Consider the following 23,025-nt stretch of genomic DNA (forward strand, 5'->3'; position numbering starts at 1 on the left):
AAATGCGGCTTATTAGGGCGATAATCGTGCCGAATTTCCCTATATAGGTGTCACACTTTAGCTATTGCTCCAGATAAATCAATGATGATGACTTTGATGAACATAATTAATAACTTAGTTAATTGTTCATCAAAGCCGTAGCTGCTTGTCTATCTGTTGCTTTTAGCTATTATTACTAGCATTATAGATATTATTTATTCCCTTCAGCGATACAATGGCTAAAGATTCTCCGCACCAAACACACTACACTCGACAAATTCATCATTTGTTAGCAAAAGTCTATGGACGAAGTGCCGTTAAAGACTCTTTGTTAGATCGCGCTATCGGCTATTTTGAACAAGAAGAATTTCGTCCTTCAGATGATAAAACATCGACCGATAAATCTCAGGTTGAACAAATGCAGCGCACTGAGCGCCATTCGAGTTTACTGTCGCTGGCACTCATTATTCTTGAGTTGGCCGAGGGCGATAGTTATGCTGAAAATAACCGTAAATCGGCACAATTTCTTGGCACACTTCAGTTAATCAGTCCTACCGAAGGAAAACGTGTCGCAGCAAGTAATGAACAGAGTAAGTCAGTTTATAAGGCGGTATTATGTTTACGTTTACTGGACCGCTTAATTATCGATGGTCAGATGGTCGAACCTTATATCACTAAATTTCTCAGCGGTATTTCCCCTGAACAATATAGTGATTTTGCCAGTCATGATAATAAAGCTTACCATCGCTTTGTTGAGCAAGTGAAAATTCCATTGATAATGGCGGCACTTATACAAGATGTCGGTAACTATCACCCTAAAGCTCAAACTATTCTTGTTGGTGGCGATGGTAAATTAGATGTCTTTCGTACCCTTGAGGTGAAACAACGGAAAGAGCTGCTACAGATTAATTATCGTGAAACGTTGAAATACCTCAATGAAGGTATCGGCATGCCAATCTTCATTGGTAATACCAAGGCCGAGCGTGAGCAATTTATTATCGATGAACAAGACAAATTATCTTTTATCAAGCAGTTATTAAAAACCAGTGTTAATCCTAAAAATACTATTGGTAATGTCTTAAAAGTTCCACAAATTTATACTTCAATAATTTTGTCAACCAAGGCAAGTTATAATTACAAATTACTGCCGAAAGTCTTTCAGGTGCTTAATAAAAATGCTGAGGTCGGTGCTTGTGCACAAAGTGTCGTTGATGCCTTATATAAGATCACCGGTATGTTTCCCCAAGGTTTTGGTGTTGTTTATATGCCATTAGGGGAATTTGGTGATCAAGGTGATTGTTATGAGTACAGCATTGTAAATAGTTTTTATCCTGAAAAAGCAGAGCAGCCGAATTGTCGAATGGCGACCCGTAAACTCACCTTTATTGGCTATGGCCAAAATACTGTTATCAAAAATAACAGTAACCTTTATTTCCCCCAAACGGCTAAAAAGCTAGCCACCTTGAGTAAAGATCGTTTGAATGAAATATTAGAGTTACTAAGTTCAAATTCTCAGGAGCGTAAGGAATTAGATTTATTACCTCGCTGTTGGCATGCTAATGAATTTTTCTCATTAAAAGCACATCAAAACCTGTGGAACAAAACGGATTCATAGGCTCCCAAAATAAGGGGCTTACCCCAGGTTTTTCAAAAGGAAGTGAATAAATGACCAATGTAGTAAAAAGTAAACGTATCGCGGCAATAGATTGGATGCGCGGTTTTGTTATGATCATCATGGTGCTGGATCATGTTTCAATGGTTTATAACCGAGATCATTTATCAACTGACTCCGCAGTCAATTATATTCTAGGCACTCCGTTGCCTGCGTTCGAGTTTTTTAGTCGCTGGATAAGTCATATTTGTGCGCCTGTTTTTGTTTTTTTGGCTGGTACTGCATTAGCTATTAGTGTTGAGCGCAAGTTATCAAGGGGTTTTGACAGTAAAGGCATTGATAAAGATATTTTGATTCGCGGCGCTTTTATCGCCCTATTAGACCCAACCATTACTTCATTCTTCGGCGGAAAACTGACTTTTCAAGTACTCTATGCCATTGGTGTAGCTATGATGTGCATGGCCTTTTTTAGGCGCTTATCCACTACACAATTATTGATTATTGCCATGGCGTGGATATTAGGTGGTGAGTTAGTAACCGCGCAGTTCTGGTTTGCTGGCGGTCAAGAGCAATCTATTCTTGTCGGTTTATTAATAGGTAAATATTCATCGGCAGACCTAAGTATTTCTTACGCGTTAGTACCTTGGTTATCAGTAATGATTTTGGGTTGGGTTTTTGGCCGCTATATTCTAGATTATGGCGATGGCAAGGTGACTGTTAGCCCGGCTAAATTACTTTTCCGCTTAGGCTTTGCCGCATTAGCTGCTTTTGTTGCTATCCGTTATTTCAATGATTACGGTAATATGTTTTTATTAAAAGAAGATAACAGTTGGCAACAATGGTTACATGTTAGTAAATATCCACCATCGGCAAGTTTTATCATGCTTGAGTTAGGGCTTATGGCGGTTATTCTAGCGTTAATGATTAAAGTTGAGCAGCGCATTGGAGTGCGCCCTAACGGTGTCTTACTGGTTTTCGGCCAAACTTCTATGATGTTTTATTTAGTGCATCGAATTCTCTTAACCGGTAGCGGTACTTATGGCGGCATGAGAGATATAACGGACCTATCAGGTACTTATATAATAACGGGTGTTTTTCTACTTGCCTTATATCCATTTTGTTTGTGGTATCGAGGTTTTAAAGCTAAACACCCTGATTGCATTTGGTTGAAATATTTGTAAGTTCGCAGTAACCAAAAAAGGCCGTCATAGTTATATTATGACGGCCTTTTTATTATCAATCATTTATGAAAAGTTAAATACTACAAGCAGTAGTGCTGGATCATTTTGGTTAGTATTAGCTCGTTCTTTTCTACTCTTCATCGATATGGCAGCTAAAAGTTAAAAACAGTAGTGCTGGATCATTTTGGTAAGTAATAGCTCGTTCTTTTCTACTCTTCATCGATATGGTAGCTAAAAGTTAAAAACAGTAGTGCTGGATCATGCTGGTGAGTAATTTCTCAGTTTTGGCTACTCTTCATTAATATGGTCGCTAAAGATTAGCAACAGTAGTGCTGGATCATTTTGGTTAGTAACCGCTCAGTTTTGTCTACTTCACTATGAGCCAAGAATTCATTTGGCTGATGGGCTTGATCAATAGAGCCAGGACCAAGCACAATGGTTTGACAGCCGAGTTGCTGAATATAAGGCGCTTCGGTCGCGTAATTAACCGCACAACAACTATGGCCACTAATTTCTTCAGCAATGTCTATCAATGTACTGGGTTTCTTTTGTTCGAAGCTAGGTGAGCTTGGGTGCATTTCAGCAAAGGTAATTCGGCCAGGGTAAAGTTCAGCTAAAGGTTTTAAGGCCTCACTCAACCAGTTTATCAATTCGTCATCACTCATGCCCGGTAAAGAGCGTAAATCAATATCTAGGTTACAGTGACCACAAATTCGATTGGCATTATCGCCGCCAGAAATCGCCCCTAAGTTTAAGGTCGGCGCTGTTACATCAAAGGCTTTGTTTTCGTAATTTAGGTGCAGTTTTTCTTTTAATTCAATTAATTGACCAATGACTTTATGCATAATTTCTATGGCATTTACACCAAGGTTAGGTTTACTTGAATGGCCAGATTTACCCTCTACACTAATTCGGTGTGACATGTGACCTTTATGCATAACCACGGGTACTAAATTAGTTGGTTCACCGATAATGGCAACATCAGGCTTTATCGCTTGGCTCTTGGCAAAAAAACGGGCGCCAGCCATAGTCGTTTCTTCATCAGCAGTGGCAAGAATGTATAAAGGTTTTTTCAGTTGAGCAGCGGTTAAGTTTTTACAGACTTGCAAAATAAAAGCGAAAAATCCTTTCATATCACAAGTACCTAAACCAAAAAACTTATCATCTTGAATGACTACTTTATGTGGGTCTGATTGCCAGCTGTTTTCATCAAAGGGTACAGTGTCACTGTGGCCTGCCAGTAATAATCCGCCTTCACCACTACCTAACTTAGCAAGTAAGTTAAATTTATTGTCGGTCTCAGGTACGGCTTGAATTTCAATAGTAAAACCAAGTTGCTCAAACCAGGTGGCTAAGAGTTGGATTACCTCTTTATTACCTTGATCCCAGCTTGGCTGAGTAGAACTGATGGAAGGGCAAGCGATTAACTGGCTTAAGCTTTGACTGAAATCAGGCAGTTGTATCATAAAGAACCTATAAATTTGAATAATTACTTAAATAGTTATGCTGATTGTTTGCATAACTACCCATGTGGTGTTACCTTAGTTCTATAGTGTAAATAACCTGCTTTAATAAGGCTACTTCAAAAATGACAACGGCTATACCAGATTCGAATAACAGTATGCAAAAAGTGGCGATTATTGGCGCCAGTGGTTATGCGGGTGCAGAACTTGTCGGTTTATTAAGTAAACATAGCCAAGCACAAATCTGTCACCTTGTTGTTTCTGAAAATAGCAGTTCAGAAGATAAACTTTTTAGTGACTTACATGGCCGTTTTAAAGGTATCTGCGATTTACCCTTGCAAGCATTTTCGTCGACATGGTTTGATCAGTATGCAGCAGACTTGGATGTAGTGTTTTTTGCTACACCCCATGAATTTAGTGCTGATTGGGCACAAGCCTTTGTTGAAGCTGGCGTGAAAGTATTTGATCTTTCCGGTGGCTTTAGATTAAAAGATGCTGCTGACTACCCTAAATATTATGGTTTTGAACATGCCAATACTGATGCTCTAGCTACTGCTAAGTATGGTTTAGCTGAATGGCAGCAAGAGGATATAGCCAATACCAACTTAATTGCTGTACCGGGTTGTTACCCAACGGCAAGTTTACTTTGTTTAAAGCCACTGACAGTGAACCGTTTAGTGCTAGAAAACTCATTGGTTGTTGTTAATGGTATTAGTGGTGTAAGTGGCGCCGGAAGAAGTGCCTCATTAGCGACTAACTTTAATGAAGTGAGCTTAAAGGCGTATAACGTATTGCAGCACAGACATCAGCCTGAGATCTCCCAAGAAGCAGCAATTGAAGTAGTATTTAACCCACATTTAGCACCTTATAAAAGAGGGCTGTTAGCCACAGTGACCTTGCAAGTTAATGCTGGTGTTAGTAATGCTCAAATAGAACAAGCTTTTACACAGGCCTATAGTGATAAGCCACTAGTAAGATTAGTGACAAGTTGGCCAGAAATTGGCAATGTCGCTTATACACCTTTTGCTGATGTGCATTGGCAGTTTGATGAAGCAAAGCAGGTTGTGGTGGTAAGTTGTGCCATTGATAATTTACTGAAAGGTGCAGCTTCGCAAGCCGTGCAATGTTTTAATATTTCACTTGGCTTGGCCAGTGAATATTCGTTACTAAACTCATAAGCATATAGTTATAAGCCAATTTAAGGTATAGAGAGAAATAGAGATGAGTCATTCTGTAAAACCTGAACTAAAACCATTAGTCATTAAAATTGGCGGCGCGATTCTTGAAAAAGAATCAGCTCTAAGTGCTTTACTCAGTGTGATTGCCACGTTGAAAAATAAACAAGTGGTTTTAGTGCACGGCGGTGGCTGTGTGGTTGATGAAATGTTGACACAAGCGGGTTTTACCACAGAGAAAAAGCATGGCTTACGGGTTACACCTAAAGAGCAAATAGCATTAATCAGTGGCGCTCTCGCCGGCACGGTTAATAAAGCTATTGTTGCCACTGCTAATAGTATGGATTTAGCCGCGGTGGGTTTATCGTTAAATGATGGCGATATGATCTCTTGTACTTTATCCACGCAAGACTTAGGTCAAGTGGGTGTACCAAAAACCAATAGCAGTAAGTTATTAGACACTTTATTAAAAGCTAATTTTCTCCCGATAATTTCTTCAATCGGTGCGCTAGATAATGGCGACTTAGTCAATGTCAATGCCGATGATGCCGCGGTGGCTATTTGTCAGCTACTTAATGCGGAACTATTGTTACTCACCGATGTGAATGGCGTTAAAGGCGCAGATGGCGAGTATTTATCATCACTTAACGCCGAGCAAGCCCAAGAGCTTATTAAGCAAGGTGTTATTGCCGGAGGCATGACCGCAAAAGTAAATGCCGCCTTGCATGCCGCGCAACAATTACGACGAAGTATCGCTGTTGCCAGCTGGCAATCGCCTGAGCAAATCAGCCAATTACTTGATGGAAATGGCATTGGCACACAAATACAGCCAAATTAGCCTAAACGAAATATTGAGATAAAACCTTATGTCGACAGATAACGCATTACAATCATTAAACAATTTTTTAGCTGATGACCAGCTAAACAAAGAACAAATATTAGCATTAATCGAATTAGCTATTAATATCAAACAACATCCTAGCGATTATAGCCAAGCATTAGCGGGCAAGTCAGTGGCGATGATTTTTGAAAAACCTTCATTAAGAACTCATGTTAGCTTTGACATGGGCATTAATAAGTTAGGTGGGCATTCGCTCTATTTAGGTCAACAAAATGGCAAGCTGGGTGAACGTGAGCGGGTTAGTGATTACGCAAAAAACTTATCCTGTTTTGCTGATCTAATTGTTGCCCGTGTATTTAGTCATGATTCTATTCAAGGTTTAGCTGAACATGCCAGTATTCCGGTTATTAATGCTTTATGTGACGTTTATCATCCGTGCCAAGCACTTGCTGATTTTGTCACTTTAGCAGAAACCTACCCTGATTTAAGCCAAGTAAAATTGGCCTATGTCGGCGATGGTAACAATGTTTCTAATTCATTAATGATTATGGCAGCAATTTTAGGGGTCGATTTCACTTTAGTCTCTCCTGAAGGCCATGACGCTCAGGCAGATATCATTGAAAAAACCAAGCAACTGGCACAAGAGTCGGGCAGTAAGTTGCACCTTACCAATGATATTAACGCCATCGGTAAACAGGATGTCATTTATACCGATACATGGATTTCTATGGGTGATGAAGATGCCAGTAAAAAAGCGGAAATTCTCGCTAAGTTTGCCCCGTATCAAGTTAATCACGCGCTAATGGCGAAAGCAGAGGCGACTATGTTATTGCATTGCCAGCCTGCGCATTTGGAAGAAGAAATTACTACCGAATTATTTGATAGTGAATTATCTAAAGTATTCCAACAGGCAGAAAACAGAATGTGGGCACAGAATGCCGTTCTAGTAACATTGCTTGTTAATTAATAAGAATTAGTAACGAAATAATTGAGACTAAGTTAGTAATGATACTAGCTAGTAACATTTAAAAAATTTAAGAGAGAAGAAAAATGGCCTTAGTAAAGAAACAAATTAAAAAAGTAGTATTAGCATATTCTGGTGGCTTAGATACCTCGGCTATCATTCCGTGGTTAAAAGAAAACTACGATGGTTGTGAAGTTATCGCCTTTTGTGCCGATGTTGGTCAAGGTGATGAAGAGCTTGAAGGCGTAAAAGAAAAAGCCTTAGCTTCAGGTGCATCAGAATGTTACATAGTTGATCTTAAGGAAGAATACGTAAAAGAATATATTTACCCTATTTTAAAAACCGGCTCAGTGTACGAAGGTCAATATTTATTAGGCACGTCAATGGCGCGTCCCATTATTGCTAAGGCACACGTAGAGATTGCTCTTAAAGTTGGCGCTGATGCGGTTTGTCATGGTTGTACCGGTAAAGGTAATGACCAAGTACGTTTTGAGTCTTGTTTTGCTGCCCTAGCACCAGAGCTTACGGTAATTGCGCCATGGCGTGAGTGGGATATGGTTTCTCGTGAAGACTTATTAGATTATTTAGCTGAGCGTGATATTCCTTGTTCAGCGTCATTAACTAAAATTTATAGCCGTGATGCTAATGCTTGGCATATTTCTCATGAAGGTGGTGAGTTAGAAGACCCATGGTGTGAGCCATCAAAAGAAGTATGGACCATGACGGTTGATCCAATGGATGCTCCAGATGTGCCAGAAAAAGTACAACTAAGTTTTCTTGATGGTGAATTAGTTGCTATTGATGGTAAAGATTTTTCTGGAAATAGTGAGGCTGGTAGTGAAAAGGGGGCTGGCGCTTATGATGCGCTAATGTATCTAAATGAGAAGGGTGCGGCACACGGTGTTGGTAGAATTGATATTGTTGAAAACCGTTTAGTCGGTATGAAGTCTCGTGGTTGTTATGAAACACCAGGTGGCACTATTTTAATGGCGGCATACAAGGGCTTAGAGACATTGATTCTCGATAAAGAATCACTTAAGTATCGTGAATCTGTTGGTCTTGAATTCTCTCATGTTATTTATGATGGTCGTTGGTTTACACCACTTGCTAAAGCGCAACTTGCTTCAGCAGCATCTTTTGCAGAAAAATTAACCGGTGATGTGGTTGTTAAGTTATACAAGGGCATGGCACAAGTGATCCAACGTCGCTCACCAAACAGCTTGTACTCAGAAGAGTTTGCTACTTTTGGTGCAGATGATGTTTACGACCAAAAACATGCCGAAGGTTTTATCCGTTTATTCAGCTTATCAAGTAGAATTACCGCGTTAAGCCAGAAAAGCAGCCTAAAAGATCAGGAGAAGTAATTATGGCTTTATGGGGCGGAAGATTTAAAGGCAAAGCGAGTTTACAGTTTAAGAAGTTTAATGACTCACTGCCGGTAGATTATCGTATGGCCGTGCAAGATATTGTCGGCTCAATCGCTTGGGCGCAAGCTATTCATGAAGTGGGTGTATTAAACGATGATGAGTTAGTACGTTTAACCGCAGCACTTGAAGAATTAAAAGCCTCGGTAGAAGATAATCCGAAGCAGATTTTACTATCTGATGCCGAAGATATTCATAGCTGGGTAGAAATTCAGTTAATCGAAAAAACCGGTGATTTAGGTAAGAAGCTCCATACTGGCCGTAGTCGTAATGACCAAGTAGCAACCGATTTAAAGCTTTGGTGTAAAGAGACCGGCGGCGATTTATTATTTGCCCTAGTGAACTTACAACAAGCGATGATGAATTTAGCCGAACGTGAAAAAGATACCGTGCTACCGGGTTATACCCATTTACAAAGAGCACAGCCTATTACTTTCGGCCATTGGTGTTTAGCTTATGTAGAAATGTTTAACCGTGATATCGGTCGTTTAAAAGATGCACTTTATCGTTTAGATGTTTCGCCGCTTGGCTCTGGTGCATTAGCAGGTACCGCCTACCCAATTGACAGAAATGCTTTAGCTAGTCGTTTAGGTTTTAGAACCGCAACCCTTAACAGCCTTGATGCAGTTTCTGATAGAGACCACGTCATTGAATTATTGGCATCAGCCAGTATCTCCATGATGCATCTATCACGTTTTGCTGAAGACTTAATTTTCTACAATTCGGGAGAAGCGGGTTTTGTTGAAATGAGTGATTTAGTTAGCTCTGGTTCTTCATTAATGCCGCAAAAGAAAAACCCGGATGCTTGTGAATTAATTCGTGGCAAAGCTGGTCGAGTTTTTGGTTCGCTTACCGGCATGTTAACTACAATGAAAGGTTTAGCGCTTGCCTATAACAAAGATATGCAAGAAGACAAAGAAGGTTTGTTTGACGCCCTTGATACTTGGCAAGAATGTATGGAAATGGCGGTGTTAGTCGCCGATGGTTTAAAAGTAAACCGTTCACGTACTCTTGCCGCAGCACAACAGGGTTATGCCAATGCCACTGAACTTGCCGATTACTTAGTAGGTAAAGATATTCCGTTCCGTGAAGCTCATCATATTGTAGGTGAAGTTGTCTTAGACGCAATTGATAAAGGTGTGCCGTTAGAAGATTTAACCATCAGTCAATTACAAGAATTCAGCGATAAAATTGAACAAGATGTATATCAACATCTTTCCATTGAATCGACGCTTAATAAGCGTGAAGCACTTGGCGGTACTTCACGCTCACAAGTTGAAAAAGCATTAGCAACGACGCAGTCTGGTTATCAATTAGGCAATGAAGCTATTTTAAACGAGCAAGTTGTCGGCGCACCAGGCAAACAAAGAATTCAAGTGGCACTTAAACAGGTTAAACAACGTTTAAATGCGCAGCGTGCTGCGGCTATGTCGGTGCGTCGGGCAAAAATGTCTGATGTTGATAGCATTTTTAAGTTAGCCAATTTCTGGGCTGACAAAGGTGAAATCCTGCCACGTACACGTGATAATATTATTCATGACATTCAGAATTTTGTTGTGGCAGAGCTCGATGGTAACGTTGTTGGTACAGCCTCACTTTACATTTATCAAACTGGTCTTGCAGAGATACGTTCGGTAGTGGTAGAAGAGAGTGCTCAACAGCAAGGTCAAGGTGAGGCGCTGGTTCAGTATTTGTTAGAGTTCGCCCATCAAATGGAGTTAGAACAAATTATCGTTTTGACTTATATTCCGAAATATTTTGAGCAACTTGGTTTTAACTTAATTGATAAAAGCTCGCTAGCTGAAAATATTATTGAAGACAGTGAGCCAAGTCCACATAAAGATCCTACTGATGAAGTGGCGATGGAATATATCGTCAGTCAAAGTAAGTAACCAGTACACAACAGCAAAGAACAGAGTAAGTTAAATTAAAGAATGGAAAGCATGAATAATAGTGATCAGAATTACGTAAAATGGTTTAGAAACGCAGCACCCTATATTAATGCCCATCGCGGAAAAACCGTGGTGCTTATGTTCGGTGGTGAAGCGGTGACGCACCCAAATTTTGCCAATATTATTCATGATATTTCGTTATTACGTAGCTTAGGAGTTAAATTGGTGGTGGTGCATGGAGCACGGCCGCAAATTGAAGACCGTATGAAACAGCGTGATCTTGAAGATAACGTGGTAAGCAATATTAGAGTCACCGATGCACAAACTTTAGTTGCCGTTAAGGATGCTACCGGTTCATTACGTCTGCACATCGAAGCATTACTCTCTACCGGTTTAGTGAATTCACCGATGCACGGCTCACAAATTAGAGTCAGTACTGGTAACTTTGTTGTAGCTAAGCCTATGGGGGTTCGCCATGGTACAGATTATAAATATACCGGCACTGTCAGAAGAATAGACTCTGACGGTATTAATATGCAGCTGGACTATGGTTCAATTGTTTTACTTTCGCCTATTGGTTACTCACCAACAGGGGAAGTTTTTAATTTAGCGCTAGAAGATGTTGCCACCCAAACGGCTATTGCACTGCAAGCCGATAAACTTATTGCCCTCACTGAAGACGAAGGGCTTATTGATAAGTCGGGTGAGTTGATACGTAGTTGTAGTGTGCGTACGGTGAAAACTCTACTTGATGACAATGACTGTCATGTGCGTCAGTTATTGCTGCGCTCTATCATTCAAAGTGGTGAAAATGGCGTTGAGCGTTGTCACTGCGTTAGCTATCAAAGTGACAGTGCTTTGTTGCAAGAGTTGTTTACCCGTGATGGTGCAGGTACTTTGATCGCCAAGGATCACAAAGAGTTAATTGCCACCGCTACTATTGATGATGTCGCCGGGATTTTAGAGCTGATACAACCCCTTGAGGAAGAGGGCGTGTTGGTTAAGCGTTCTCGTGAATTGCTTGAGATGGAAATTGGCTGTTTCACTGTGCTTAAAAAGGAAGATGTAATCATCGCTTGTGCGGCCTTATATCCTTATCCCGAAGCGGAAACGGGTGAAGTTGCTTGTGTGGTAATTGACCCTGATTATCGTAAAGGTAATCGCGGTGAAAGAATAATTAATGCTGTTGAGTTGAGTGCTAAAAAACAAGGTTTAACCTCGTTATTCTTACTAACGACGGTCAGTGGTCATTGGTTTAGAGAGCAAGGTTTTATTGAAACCTCTTTAGAAGAGCTGCCAGAGGGTAAAAAACAAATGTATAACTTTCAGCGTAATTCAAAAGTCTTTGTTAAAGATATATAATCGCTATAGGTCGTAGCTTGATATTACTTACTAATCATTTAGAAATTAATTATTAATTAGTAATGCAGTTGAATTAACACCATAAAAAAGCAGCTAACTTAAACGTTAGCTGCTTTTTTTGTTACGACAATATAAATAGTAATACGGTTAAGCCCGATCCACGGTTAAAACAGCTCTTCTTCCTCTTCTTTTGACTTATCACCAGATAATATTTCGCTAGTGTTATCTGGTGTGGCATAGTCTGTAGGTACATTCCCTAGACGGAAATACTCAAATTGACTGCTTCTATCGGTTTTAGTCGTTAGTTTTCCGGTTGCCTTATCAATACGCACAGAAACTATATCAACGGGTTGCTCAAAGGCTTCAGTTTCAATGTCAGCTAGGGCAATACGCATAAACTCTATCCAAGCAGGTTGTGCTGATTTAGCACCAAACTCTTTACCTGTCGTTTGGTTCTTACCTAAATTGTTGTTATAAACAGTTTGGCCTAAGATATGGCGAGGATCATCAAAACCTATCCATGAGGTGGTGATTAAACGCCGACTGAAACCGGAAAACCAAGCATCTTTTGCATCGTTGGTGGTACCTGTTTTACCAGCAATATCACGGCGCTTTAATGTTCTTGCACGCCAGCCAGTTCCTTGCCAACCTGGGGTTGCAGACCAATCTGCATCCCAAATAGCACTATTAAGTGCCTGAGTTATTAAAAATGCATTTTGTGGGCTAATAACACGAGTCGCCTGTTTAATTACAACAGCTGGTGAATTTTCTACCAGCGTATTGCTGCTATCAATAAAGTATATTTCTTCTTCTAGCTTGGCCAAATCATCAGCTTGCAGGCAAGGGTCACAAGCTAAGGCCGGATTGGCCTGATAAATAACTTCGCCGTCACTGTTCTCGATACGTTCAATTAAATATGGTTCAATCAAAAAACCACCATTGGCAAAAGTTGCAAAACCAGTGGCAACTTCTAATGGTGTTAATGAGGCAGAGCCAAGTGCTAAGGTTTCACTACGGGGTAAGTCTTGAGCATCAAAACCAAAAGCAGCTAAATGCTTGATGGTATTGGTAACGCCGATACTTTGTAATAAACGTACCGCAATAACATTTTTAGATTGTGCTAAACCTAAACGAACGCGTAAAGGACCTGCATAAGTTTCAGGGGAATTTCTAGGACGCCAAACTACGCCTGAGCTTCTATCCCATTGATTTATCGGCGCATCATTTACCAATGAAGCTAAAGTGAAACCATGCTCAAGGGCAGCGGAATAGATGAAAGGTTTAATATTGGAGCCTACTTGACGCTTAGCTTGAGTAACTCGGTTAAATTGACTTTGAGTGAAGCTAAAGCCGCCAACGGCAGCTTTAATAGCACCATCATCTGGAGAGAGTGAGACTATCGCGGCACTTGCTGTCGGCAGTTGTCCGAGACGATAATTACTGTCGGGCATTTTACTCACTAAAATAACATCACCATAGTGGAGGATATCACTGGCTAGCTTAGGTGGCCTACCTTGTCTTTGGTCATTAATATACGGTCGAGCCCATGCTAATCCAGGCCATTTAATGGTCGCAGTTTCTTTATTTCTTAACTGGATAGATACAGATTTTTCTTCAACAGCGATAACTACCGCGGGAACAAGCATTTGGTAATAGTTGGTTTTAGCAAGGGCACTGTCAATTTTTTCCTGTGTTAGCAAGGAAGGTTCTTGTTCGGCAAGTGTATTGGTTTTTGACGCTTGGTTGGTTCTTAGAGAGACCAAAGGACCTCGGAATCCATGGCGCTGGTCATAGTTTAATAGATTATTCACCAATGCTTGTTGAGCTGCAGTTTGAAGTTTAGCGGTAACCGTAGTGAATACTTTGTAACCTTCGGTATAAGCTTTTTCTTTGCCATAACGTTTAAGCACTTCTTGGTGAGCCATTTCAGCAATATAAGGGGCATTTAGCTCTATTTCCGTGCCGTGCCTTTTTCCGGTAATTGGGGCTGCTTTAGCGCTTTGGTATTCTTGCTTAGTGATATAACCACTAACTAGCATACGATGGAGGACTACAGCGCGACGGGCTATAGCTCGTTTGGGCGAACGTATAGGATTTAATGTTGACGGTGCTTTAGGCAGACCTGCCAGCACAGCAATTTGCGCCAGATTGAGTTCGCTAACTTCTTTACCGTAATAAACTTGCGCTGCAGCGCCAAAGCCAAAGGATCTATGACCCAGCGGAATTTTATTAATGTAGAGCATTAATATCTCATCTTTACTGAGCAAGCTCTCAATATGAAAAGATAAGAATATCTCTCGAATTTTTCGGGTGTAGGTTACTTCTCTTGTTAGGAAAAAATTACGCGCTACTTGCATGGTAATGGTACTAGCGCCGCCTTTGTCTTGCCCCATCAACTTACCAAGCACTGCGCGGCCCATGCCTATTGGATCAACACCAAAATGCATATAAAAACGATCATCTTCTGTTGCCAATAAAGCATCGATAAGTTGTTGCGGAACTTGCTCTAGTGTTAAGGGGGTACGTTTCTTCTCACCAAACTGAGATATTAGCAAACCATCGCGACTAAAAACTTGCATCGGCGTTTGCCAATGCAAGTCTTTTAATGAGTCAACACTGGGTAAATCTGAACGCATTGTCAGGTATAAACTATAACCGGCAATAGCTATCAAAATGAACACTATCAGACTGACTTTAAATAATTTTTTGATTGAAAACACAACAGAAGGCCAATAAGTGGATTAATATGTAAGATAATACTAGTATATCGTGTAAAAGCATGTAATAAATGTATTTATGCGTATTTTGCGTCTAAAATAATTACAAAAATAAAATTGTAGGTCGTTATGCTAGACAAACTGTTTAAAAAGAAAAGCTCAATGATGGTGGGGATCGATATTGGTTCCCATTCGGCAAAAGCCGTCTTATTGAGTCAGGGAAGCGAAGGCTTTGTAATGGAAGATTTTGCTATAGAGCCAATGCCACGAGGTTCGGTGGTAGATCGCGAAATTCAAGATATTGAATCGGTTGGCGCGGTTATAGCAAAACTTAGAAAGAAAATTTCAGCTAAAGCTACAGAAGCCGCTGCCGCGGTATCAGGACAAACGGTTATTACCAAAGTTATCTATATGGATGTTGCTTTGACTGAAGATGAACTTGCCAGTCAAATCGAGATTGAAGCAGATAGTCTTATTCCATTCCCATTAGATGAAGTCAGTTTAGATTTTGAGACTCTTGATGTTAACGAGTCAGATCCAAGTAAAGTTAATGTATTGCTAAGTGCAGCTCGTACTGAGTCCATTGAGGCTCGTGTTGCGGCTTTAGAAGCCGGTGACTTTCATGCCAAGGTGATTGATGTTGAGTCATATGCTGTTGGTCGAGCCTACGACCTTTGCTTAACGCAATTACCTGAAGATGCCAAAGATAAAGTTGTTGCTATAGTTGATATAGGTTCAACGGTAACGCTTTTTTCGGCTACCGATGCGGGTAAGCATATTTATAGTCGAGATCAAATGTTTGGTGGTGAGCAATATACTCGCTCAATTGTTTCATACTATAATAAATCCTTTGAACAAGCTGAAGAGGCTAAAACCTCAAATGATTTACCGCCCAATTATACTTTTGAAGTGTTAGCTCCTTTCCATACAGTACTAATGCAACAGATACGTCGTGCTATCCAAATGTTCTTAACGACTAGTGGCCAAGACAAAGTTGATTATTTATTAATTTCTGGTGGCACAGCTGGATTAGAAGGTATTGAAGTTTTACTTACTGAAGAGTTAGGTATTCATACCGTTATTGCTAACCCCTTTCATGATATGACCATTAGTGAGTTAGTAGATCAAGACGAACTCGCTAAAGTTGCTCCTCAATTGATGGTAGCAACTGGACTCGCTTTAAGGAGCTTTACGCCATGGCACATATAAATCTTCTTCCTTGGCGTGAAGAAGCACTCAAGGCACAACAAAAACAATACTTTACTGTTCTAGCCGCAGTCGGTTTGACCGTATTAGCACTAGTACTTATCATTAATTTTTATTTTCAGGCACGAATTGATGGTCAAAATACTAAAAATCAATACCTAAAAAATGAGATTGCACAGCTGGATATTCAAATTGCTGAAATAAGAACCTTAAACGATAAAAAAGCCGCACTTGAAAAACGTATTAATGTTGTTGAGCAATTACAACGTAGCCGAAATGTAGGTACGCAAGTACTTGATGAAATAGCTAAGATTATTCCTAATGGTATTTACATTACTGAAATGGAAAAGCAAGGTAACACTTTACAACTGATCGGAAAAAGTGAATCGAACAACCATTTAGCTAATATGATTCGAGCTGTTGAGTTATCTGACTTATTTGTGGATGCGACCCCCGAGTCTATTACGGCTGACGATGGCTCTCCTAAGTTACTTAGTAGTTTTAAAATGAAAGTTAAAATAAAAGGCTTAGTGGATGATGTTAGCGCAAGGAAAGGGAGCAAATGATGAAGTTTGATGCATCCCAGTTTGATAATCTCGAACTTGACAATATAGGTCAATGGCCTGCTGCGGCTAAGTTGCTGCTAGCTGTTTTTTTAGCGGTAGCAGTAGCTTTTTTGGGATATATGGCCTTAATTAGTGATCAAATTAAGCAACTTGATCGTGGTTTCGTTGAAGAAAGCACTTTAAAACAGTCTTATCGAACAAAGTATCATGTCGCGGCTAATTTAGATTTATTCCGCGCACAGATGGTTGAGGCTGAAGAAACTTTTGCTACTCAACTAAGACAATTACCTAATAGTCACGAAATTCCTGGTCTGTTAGATGACATAACTTTTGTTGGTACCACTAGTGGTCTTGATTTTGTCAAATTAGAGTGGCAGCCAGAAATTAGTAAAGAAATATACATTGAATTACCTATTGATATCGAAGTCATCGGTTCGTACCACTCCTTTGGCCAATTCGTCAGTAAAATTGCTGGTCTGCCAAGGATTGTAACCTTGCATGATTTTAAAATTAAGATTAAGCAGGATGACAGTAATACCTTAAATTTAACGTTACAAGCTAAAACCTACCGTTATCAACAAGGGGCAGCCGAATGACAACACATAGTTTAACTGCTAAAACAATAAATATACTTGGTGTAGTCTCGCTTGTTTTAGTCTCTGGCTGTTTTGATGATACCACTGAAATAAAAGCGCATATGGCTCAGGTGAAAGCAACCACAACTAATTACATTGACCCTATACCAGAGGTCAATCCTTTTAATCATATAGCTTACTCAGCAGATGATTTACGTAGTCCATTTGTATTGCCAAGACCTGAAGCTATTCAGCAAAAAATGCAGCAAATGGCAGGGTGTTTAAGCCCTGATACTAACCGTCGTAAACAACCGTTAGAAAAATATGCTTTAAGTGACTTAACAATGCGCGGCACCTTAGGTGATGCAAGCATGCTCTGGGCTTTATTAGAAGCCTCAGATTCAAGTTTACATAGAGTTGCTGTTGGAAACTACCTAGGCTTATACAATGGCCGTATCACACAAGTGAGTGCAAAAACTGTGAAAATTATTGAATTAGCCCCAGATGGTGCCGGATGTTGGGCAGAGCGTGAAGCGAAATTGAATATCGTACAATCTGAAGAGTCAAATAAGTAAAGGAATTAATAATGCTATTTAATCAAATGAAAAATTATAAAGGCTTTACTGCTATTAAAGGGCTCTGGCTTACGACACTGTTACTGTTATCTACATCCTTGCTGTCAGTATCAGCAAGTGCTGCTGATACTGACAATGAACTGCTTGGTATTTCTTATAACACCATACAAAATGATCAGATTGTATTAGTTTTTAGTTTTGCTGAAAATATTACAATCTTACCTGAAATTCAAACATCAATGACACCTGCTTTTGTCGAGGTAACTTTTGATGCTAAAGCTTTTGGTAAAGATATAAAAGAAACATTAGTGAATCACGCAGGTGTTAAAACTATTGCTTTAGATGCAACCTCAGGAAAGGTTGTTGCTTTAATCAGTTTAGAGAAACTATCAGTTTTTGATGTTACTCTCAATAATGACAAAGAGTTTGCCATTACCTTTAACTATGGTGATTCAGCGCATGTGGTAGAGACTTTAAGCCCAGCAGGTGAAGCGTATATCAACCATATAGAGTCAATTGATTTTAGATTAAATAGCGATAATGAAGGGCAAATATTAGTTTACCTTAAAAGCAGTATGCTAGCTGCAGATGTTAATGACAGGTTAGGTAAATTGAATCTTGAATTTCATAACACTGAAATTATTGACGATTTACTTTATAAATTAGATGTGACGGACTTTGGTACGTTAGTTACCAGTATTGAAACCTTTAAAGAGGGACGTAACGCTCGTTTAGTCATTGACGTTGCAAGTGGTTTTATATTTACCCAGAAACAGGAAGAAAACCTGTTTATATTAACGGTAAAAGAGAAGCCTGTAAAAGCACCAACATACTTAGGAGAAACTGATGACTTTAAAGGTCGTAGTATTTCATTAAGTTTTCAAGACATACCGGTACGTACCGTTCTACAGATAATCGCCGACTATAACGAATTTAACCTCATTATCAGTGATACAGTCACAGGTAATATTACCCTACGTCTAGATGGTGTGCCATGGGATCAAGCTTTAAGTATTATTTTAAAGGTTAAGGGCTTAGATAAACGCATGCAAGGCAATATCTTGATGGTTGCGCCAAGTGATGAACTCGCTGCCCGCGAAGCTCAAGCTTTACAAGCTAAGCAACAAGTTGAGGAACTTGCTACCTTGTATACTGAGTACGTGCAAATAAATTATGCTAAAGCGGCAGAGTTTGCCGAATTAATTAAAAATGAAGATACCAGTATTTTATCTGCACGCGGTAGTGTCTCGGTAGATGAACGTACTAACACTTTATTAATCCGTGATACAGCTAAGAGTATTGAAGACATTAAACGTATGGTTACTATTCTCGATGTTCCTGTTCGTCAAGTTGTTATCGAAGCTCGAATGGTTACTGTTAAAGATAATATGAATGAAGAGCTAGGTATTCGTTGGGGCGTAACTAATACTGATGGTGAAGGAACTATATCAGGAAGCTTAGAAGGTGTTGATGTAGCTCGTGGAGGTAGTGTGCCTGACTTAGCTGATAGGTTAAATGTTAACTTACCTGTGGCGACACCGGCAGGTACAATCGCCTTTCAAATTGCTAGATTAGCCAATGGTACTATTTTAGATCTTGAACTTTCAGCACTTGAGAAAGAAAATAAAGGTGAAGTGATTGCTAGTCCACGTATTACGACGGCAAATCAGAAAGAGGCTTACATTGAGCAAGGTGTTGAAATACCTTATCAAGAGGCCGCATCAAGTGGTGCAACCTCCACACAATTTAAAAAAGCAGTGTTGAGTTTAACGGTAACCCCACATATTACCCCTGATGATAAAATCATTTTAGATTTGGTTGTAACACAAGATACCATATCAGATATTACTAGTGGTTTTGCACCCGCGATCGATACTCAGCGCATTGGCACACAGGTACTAGTCAGTAATGGTGAAACTATTGTACTCGGCGGTATTTATCAACAAGCAATTATCAGTACAGTTTCTAAAATTCCAGTGCTAGGTGATATTCCTTATTTAGGTTGGTTATTTAGAACGACCAGCCAGTTAAATGAGAAAAAAGAGTTGTTGATCTTCGTCACGCCTAGAATTGTTACCGAAGAATTCTAAGGTACTTGATGAGAAAAAATCCATTAAATGTCATCTAATTATGGCATTTGATGGATTTTTTAATTTTAAAAGCGGTTTTTTAACCAAGTTAGTACTATTGTTACTTGCATTTTATAGTCAACACTTGCGATAATTACGCCCTTGAAATTTCTGAGGGAGACCTCTTTTTGGTCAAAAGCACTATTTCATTGAGATTTAGTCTTCTGGCTGTTCTGTTAACACAACGAGTATTAAGTAAATCTAATGGCAGAAAAACGTAACATATTCCTTATAGGCCCTATGGGTGCTGGAAAGAGCACTATCGGTAGAGAGATAGCCGACCGATTGCATCTTGAGTTTTTTGACTCTGATCAGGAGATAGAACGTCGTACAGGAGCAGATATTGCTTGGGTTTTTGATCTTGAAGGTGAAGAAGGTTTCCGCAAAAGAGAAGAAACTGTAATTGAAGATCTAAGTGAAAAACAAGGTATTGTTTTAGCGACCGGTGGTGGCTCAGTAATCAGTACCAATGTTCGTAATCGCTTATCCGCTCGCGGTATTGTAGTTTATCTTGAAACGACAATTGACAAACAAGTTGCACGAACTCAAAGAGATCGTCGTCGTCCACTATTGCAAACTTCGGAAGAGCCTCGTACAGTCCTAGAAAACTTGGCTGTTGAACGTAACCCTCTTTATGAAGAAATTGCAGATATCATAGTGCAAACTGATGATCAAAGTGCAAAAGTAGTCGCTCACAAAATTATTGAAAGACTCGATTTTTAAATTTATTCTGTATCGGAAGCTAGTAGTAACTTGTTATGGCAATTCTTAATCTTGATCTAGGCACGCGTAGTTATCCTATTTACATTGATTCAGGTCTGTTAAGTAAAACAGAACTGCTTTCTTCGCATATCCGTGCCAAGCGAGTTTGTATTGTCTCAAACGACCTAGTAGCTCCTTTATATATCGATGCACTCAAAGCAAAATTAACTGACTTTACTGTTGATGAAGTCATTCTTCCTGATGGTGAGGCTGAAAAAAGCTTAGCTAATTTTGAAGTCATTATGTCCCACCTGTTAACTAACGAACACGGCAGAGACTCTACTTTGATAGCCTTAGGTGGCGGAGTTATTGGTGATATAACGGGTTTTGCAGCAGCATGTTATCAACGCGGCATTGATTTCATTCAAATACCAACAAGCTTGCTGTCTCAAGTTGACTCTTCGGTAGGAGGGAAAACTGCGATAAATCACCCTTTAGGTAAAAATATGGTTGGTGCATTTTACCAGCCTAAAGCTGTTTTTATTGATATCGATAGTCTTAAAACTTTACCAGTTCGTGAGTTTAACGCGGGAATGGCAGAAGTAATTAAGTACGGAATCTTAGGTGATAAAGAGTTCTTCGAGTGGCTTGAAGCCAATATCGCGGCGATAAAATCTGCAGACAAGCAAGTTTTAGCGCAGATGATTGAAAAGTGCTGTCAGTGCAAAGCTGATATTGTCGCCAGTGATGAAAGAGAATCGGGCGTTAGAGCGCTGCTAAACCTAGGTCATACCTTCGGTCATGCCATCGAAGCTGAACAAGGCTACGGGGTATGGTTACATGGTGAAGCTGTAGCAACTGGCATGGTACTTGCTGCTAAACTAGCAGTAGCAATGAATTTGCTTGAAGTGTCAGAATTACGACGAATGGAAAAACTAATTACAGCATTTGATCTACCTGTTATTGCTCCACAGGATATGGGATTTGCTGAATTTATGCGTCATATGCGCCGAGATAAAAAAAATATTGCCGGTAAACTCCGATTTATTATACCAACCGCGATAGGCCAGTCTGAAATCCGTGACGATGTCACCCAGGATACGCTTCAAGAAATTCTATAATTATCTTTTTCTTATTTGCTTAACGGTTATTAAGAAAAATTTACAGTATAGAAAGGATTAAGCATGTCCGCGTTAGAGAGTACTTCGACAACAGAGCAAGCCCTTGTTGGACATAACCCCTTGTCTGCAAATGCGCCTACAGATATTAGTGTATCTACACGGATAGATTATAACTTACGCTTTGCAAAGCAAGCGGTGTTAGTTATAGCTAACAGCACAGAGCAGTACTCTCAATTAGCTAGCCAATATCTGGTAAGCCTTTCTAATGGACCTTCCGATAAGAACGAAAGTCATTTCAATGTAGCCTTTGTATCAGCGTCAATAAAATTAAACGATATTCAAATTCGCTGTCGGTTAGTAGAGCAGTTGTTTATAAATACTTTATTTGATCCTGAGCAGTCCTTAGCTGTGAGTGTCTTACGATTTGCTAAGCAACAGGGTGAAGCTATATCTATAGTCATAGATCATGCACACGCGCTTTCGTTACAGCTTAAGTACGAATTAAGTCAGTTAGTCCATTTGGCTAAGAAACATAACCTGATAATTAATGTGGTACTTTTTGGCTTAACCGACGCGGCAAAGCAATTATCGTCAAATAAAAGCCTATTTAAAAATAAAATAGCTGTAATTGATGCTGCATCCGGACAAGTACTAAGCTTGGACGACAAAAAAATACACCATGATGAAGTCAGCAGTTCATTAACACAGTGGCAAAAATTCAGTTTGTTTTTAGTCATGCTCGTACTGGCAGGTATAGTTATTTGGGGCTATCAATTAATTACAGAAGACTTCAATAAAAACCGTAGTAATTTGAGCCAAGAGTCCATTTACGCCAAAAATAGTGATACCGCTTTGTCAGTAACAAAAAACACGGATAGTTCAGCTGAGCAAATTGTTAGACAGATGGAAAAGAAACAAAAACTAGTTACTGCTGATAATATCGTTAAAGTAGGGCTAGCGTTAGCCGCTTCGGCTGAAGAGATTAATAGGGCAATATTGGCTTTACCGGTTTTAAGTCAGGCTATGCAAGTGCCTGCTAATGCCGATGATGTGATAAATGCGTTAGCTCAGTCATCTAATAGTTTAACAACAGCAGTCATCCCCCCTAAAGGTATTGCCAATAAACAGGTTAAAGAGCAAGGCGATAAAAAACCAACCGAAATAGTCAAAACTACAACAGTTACACAAATAGATAACAATTATTATCAAAACCAAGTAGTGGTCTACGAACATGGTTATGTTATTCAACTTGCGGGTTTTACTGATAAAAAACTTTGGCATGGCTTTATTGACAAATACCCCACAGAGAGCTTATTTAGCTATCAAAGATTACTAGCGCAGCAACGTTTTATTGTGGTTACTTCAAAAGTTTATGCAAATAAAGCTATGGCCAAAGCAGCGTTAAAGTTATTACCCGTAAGTCTTAGTATACGTGAACCTTGGCTTAAGGATATTTCATTGGTAATAAGTGAAATAAATACCTTTAAGGGCTAATACAAGCTACAATCCGCCTTTAATTTGATTAAGTGAAGTTGCGGGTT

Annotated in this window: 18 protein-coding genes; 16 read left to right on the forward strand and 2 right to left on the reverse strand. The window is 39.6% G+C overall.

All coding sequences use genetic code 11. The features are described from left to right. Positions 1-214: 214 nt before the first annotated feature. Together HRT55_RS19085 and HRT55_RS19090 are read left to right on the forward strand one after the other, a co-directional pair. Positions 215-1,594, forward strand: coding sequence for a hypothetical protein (locus HRT55_RS19085; RefSeq protein ID WP_291623793.1), 1,380 nt, complete (start codon positions 215-217; stop codon positions 1,592-1,594). A 50-nt stretch (positions 1,595-1,644) separates the two neighbouring features. Beyond that, positions 1,645-2,772, forward strand: coding sequence for a DUF1624 domain-containing protein (locus HRT55_RS19090; RefSeq protein WP_291623794.1), 1,128 nt, complete (start codon positions 1,645-1,647; stop codon positions 2,770-2,772). Between the two features lie 317 nt (positions 2,773-3,089). On the opposite strand, the gene argE is transcribed toward HRT55_RS19090, so the two are convergent. Next, entirely contained in the window at positions 3,090-4,238 is a 1,149-nt protein-coding gene (gene argE / locus HRT55_RS19095; protein ID WP_291623797.1) for an acetylornithine deacetylase, read from the reverse strand. 155 nt (positions 4,239-4,393) lie between these two features. Here argE and argC point away from each other — a divergent pair, with 155 nt between their 5' ends. The 6 genes from argC to argA all read left to right on the forward strand — a co-directional run bounded on the left by argC (position 4,394) and on the right by argA (position 11,893). Continuing rightward, the gene (gene argC, locus HRT55_RS19100; protein WP_291623899.1) at positions 4,394-5,413 is read left to right on the forward strand and encodes an N-acetyl-gamma-glutamyl-phosphate reductase; all 1,020 of its coding nucleotides are present in this window, start codon (positions 4,394-4,396) and stop codon (positions 5,411-5,413) included. A 43-nt stretch (positions 5,414-5,456) separates the two neighbouring features. Beyond that, the gene (gene argB, locus HRT55_RS19105; protein ID WP_291623799.1) at positions 5,457-6,248 is read left to right on the forward strand and encodes an acetylglutamate kinase; all 792 of its coding nucleotides are present in this window, start codon (positions 5,457-5,459) and stop codon (positions 6,246-6,248) included. 28 nt (positions 6,249-6,276) lie between these two features. Continuing rightward, positions 6,277-7,218 carry an ornithine carbamoyltransferase gene (locus tag HRT55_RS19110; protein WP_291623801.1) on the forward strand — a complete coding sequence of 314 codons (942 nt, stop codon included), beginning with the start codon at positions 6,277-6,279 and terminating at the stop codon, positions 7,216-7,218. 83 nt (positions 7,219-7,301) lie between these two features. Next, entirely contained in the window at positions 7,302-8,579 is a 1,278-nt protein-coding gene (locus HRT55_RS19115; protein WP_291623803.1) for an argininosuccinate synthase, read from the forward strand. 2 nt (positions 8,580-8,581) lie between these two features. Beyond that, positions 8,582-10,531, forward strand: coding sequence for an argininosuccinate lyase (gene argH / locus HRT55_RS19120; RefSeq protein WP_291623804.1), 1,950 nt, complete (start codon positions 8,582-8,584; stop codon positions 10,529-10,531). Between the two features lie 51 nt (positions 10,532-10,582). Then, complete coding sequence (gene argA, locus HRT55_RS19125) at positions 10,583-11,893, forward strand: amino-acid N-acetyltransferase (RefSeq protein WP_291623806.1); 1,311 nt, start codon at positions 10,583-10,585, stop codon at positions 11,891-11,893. 164 nt (positions 11,894-12,057) lie between these two features. Here argA and HRT55_RS19130 read toward each other — a convergent pair whose 3' ends face one another. After that, the gene (locus HRT55_RS19130; protein WP_291623808.1) at positions 12,058-14,574 is read right to left on the reverse strand and encodes a penicillin-binding protein 1A; all 2,517 of its coding nucleotides are present in this window, start codon (positions 14,572-14,574) and stop codon (positions 12,058-12,060) included. Between the two features lie 165 nt (positions 14,575-14,739). On the opposite strand from HRT55_RS19130, the gene HRT55_RS19135 reads away from it, so the two are divergent. The 8 genes from HRT55_RS19135 to HRT55_RS19170 all read left to right on the forward strand — a co-directional run bounded on the left by HRT55_RS19135 (position 14,740) and on the right by HRT55_RS19170 (position 22,978). After that, positions 14,740-15,819: a pilus assembly protein PilM gene (locus HRT55_RS19135; RefSeq protein WP_291623810.1), complete on the forward strand. Its 1,080-nt coding sequence runs from the start codon at positions 14,740-14,742 to the stop codon at positions 15,817-15,819. Next, positions 15,807-16,382, forward strand: coding sequence for a PilN domain-containing protein (locus tag HRT55_RS19140; RefSeq protein ID WP_291623812.1), 576 nt, complete (start codon positions 15,807-15,809; stop codon positions 16,380-16,382). The genes HRT55_RS19135 and HRT55_RS19140 overlap by 13 nt, the downstream gene beginning before the upstream one ends. Continuing rightward, positions 16,382-16,978, forward strand: coding sequence for a type 4a pilus biogenesis protein PilO (locus tag HRT55_RS19145; protein WP_291623901.1), 597 nt, complete (start codon positions 16,382-16,384; stop codon positions 16,976-16,978). The genes HRT55_RS19140 and HRT55_RS19145 overlap by 1 nt, the downstream gene beginning before the upstream one ends. Beyond that, positions 16,975-17,532: a pilus assembly protein PilP gene (locus tag HRT55_RS19150; protein ID WP_291623814.1), complete on the forward strand. Its 558-nt coding sequence runs from the start codon at positions 16,975-16,977 to the stop codon at positions 17,530-17,532. Before HRT55_RS19145 ends, HRT55_RS19150 begins: the two co-directional genes overlap by 4 nt. An 11-nt stretch (positions 17,533-17,543) precedes the next feature. Continuing rightward, positions 17,544-19,622 (forward strand): type IV pilus secretin PilQ, encoded by a 2,079-nt coding sequence (locus HRT55_RS19155; RefSeq protein ID WP_291623816.1) that lies wholly within the window; start codon positions 17,544-17,546, stop codon positions 19,620-19,622. A 243-nt stretch (positions 19,623-19,865) separates the two neighbouring features. Further along, the gene (gene aroK / locus HRT55_RS19160) at positions 19,866-20,384 is read left to right on the forward strand and encodes a shikimate kinase AroK (protein ID WP_291623817.1); all 519 of its coding nucleotides are present in this window, start codon (positions 19,866-19,868) and stop codon (positions 20,382-20,384) included. A 35-nt stretch (positions 20,385-20,419) separates the two neighbouring features. Beyond that, positions 20,420-21,484, forward strand: coding sequence for a 3-dehydroquinate synthase (aroB, locus tag HRT55_RS19165; RefSeq protein WP_291623818.1), 1,065 nt, complete (start codon positions 20,420-20,422; stop codon positions 21,482-21,484). Positions 21,485-21,547: 63 nt separating this feature from the next. Continuing rightward, complete coding sequence (locus HRT55_RS19170) at positions 21,548-22,978, forward strand: hypothetical protein (RefSeq protein ID WP_291623819.1); 1,431 nt, start codon at positions 21,548-21,550, stop codon at positions 22,976-22,978. Positions 22,979-23,025: the final 47 nt, after the last annotated feature.

The sequence above is a fragment of the Colwellia sp. genome, from assembly GCF_013214175.1.
Classification (GTDB): Bacteria; Pseudomonadota; Gammaproteobacteria; order Enterobacterales; family Alteromonadaceae; genus Colwellia.

Coding starts and splice junctions, on each gene's coding strand:
- HRT55_RS19155 (WP_291623816.1), top strand. CDS start 17,544: ATGCTATTTAATCAAATGAAAAATTATAAAGGCTTTACTGCTATTAAA.
- HRT55_RS19150 (WP_291623814.1), top strand. CDS start 16,975: ATGACAACACATAGTTTAACTGCTAAAACAATAAATATACTTGGTGTA.
- argH (WP_291623804.1), top strand. CDS start 8,582: ATGGCTTTATGGGGCGGAAGATTTAAAGGCAAAGCGAGTTTACAGTTT.
- HRT55_RS19115 (WP_291623803.1), top strand. CDS start 7,302: ATGGCCTTAGTAAAGAAACAAATTAAAAAAGTAGTATTAGCATATTCT.
- HRT55_RS19110 (WP_291623801.1), top strand. CDS start 6,277: ATGTCGACAGATAACGCATTACAATCATTAAACAATTTTTTAGCTGAT.
- HRT55_RS19170 (WP_291623819.1), top strand. CDS start 21,548: ATGTCCGCGTTAGAGAGTACTTCGACAACAGAGCAAGCCCTTGTTGGA.
- argA (WP_291623806.1), top strand. CDS start 10,583: ATGAATAATAGTGATCAGAATTACGTAAAATGGTTTAGAAACGCAGCA.
- argE (WP_291623797.1), bottom strand. CDS start 4,238: ATGATACAACTGCCTGATTTCAGTCAAAGCTTAAGCCAGTTAATCGCT.
- HRT55_RS19085 (WP_291623793.1), top strand. CDS start 215: ATGGCTAAAGATTCTCCGCACCAAACACACTACACTCGACAAATTCAT.
- HRT55_RS19090 (WP_291623794.1), top strand. CDS start 1,645: ATGACCAATGTAGTAAAAAGTAAACGTATCGCGGCAATAGATTGGATG.
- HRT55_RS19135 (WP_291623810.1), top strand. CDS start 14,740: ATGCTAGACAAACTGTTTAAAAAGAAAAGCTCAATGATGGTGGGGATC.
- aroK (WP_291623817.1), top strand. CDS start 19,866: ATGGCAGAAAAACGTAACATATTCCTTATAGGCCCTATGGGTGCTGGA.
- argB (WP_291623799.1), top strand. CDS start 5,457: ATGAGTCATTCTGTAAAACCTGAACTAAAACCATTAGTCATTAAAATT.
- argC (WP_291623899.1), top strand. CDS start 4,394: ATGCAAAAAGTGGCGATTATTGGCGCCAGTGGTTATGCGGGTGCAGAA.
- HRT55_RS19145 (WP_291623901.1), top strand. CDS start 16,382: ATGAAGTTTGATGCATCCCAGTTTGATAATCTCGAACTTGACAATATA.
- HRT55_RS19140 (WP_291623812.1), top strand. CDS start 15,807: ATGGCACATATAAATCTTCTTCCTTGGCGTGAAGAAGCACTCAAGGCA.
- aroB (WP_291623818.1), top strand. CDS start 20,420: ATGGCAATTCTTAATCTTGATCTAGGCACGCGTAGTTATCCTATTTAC.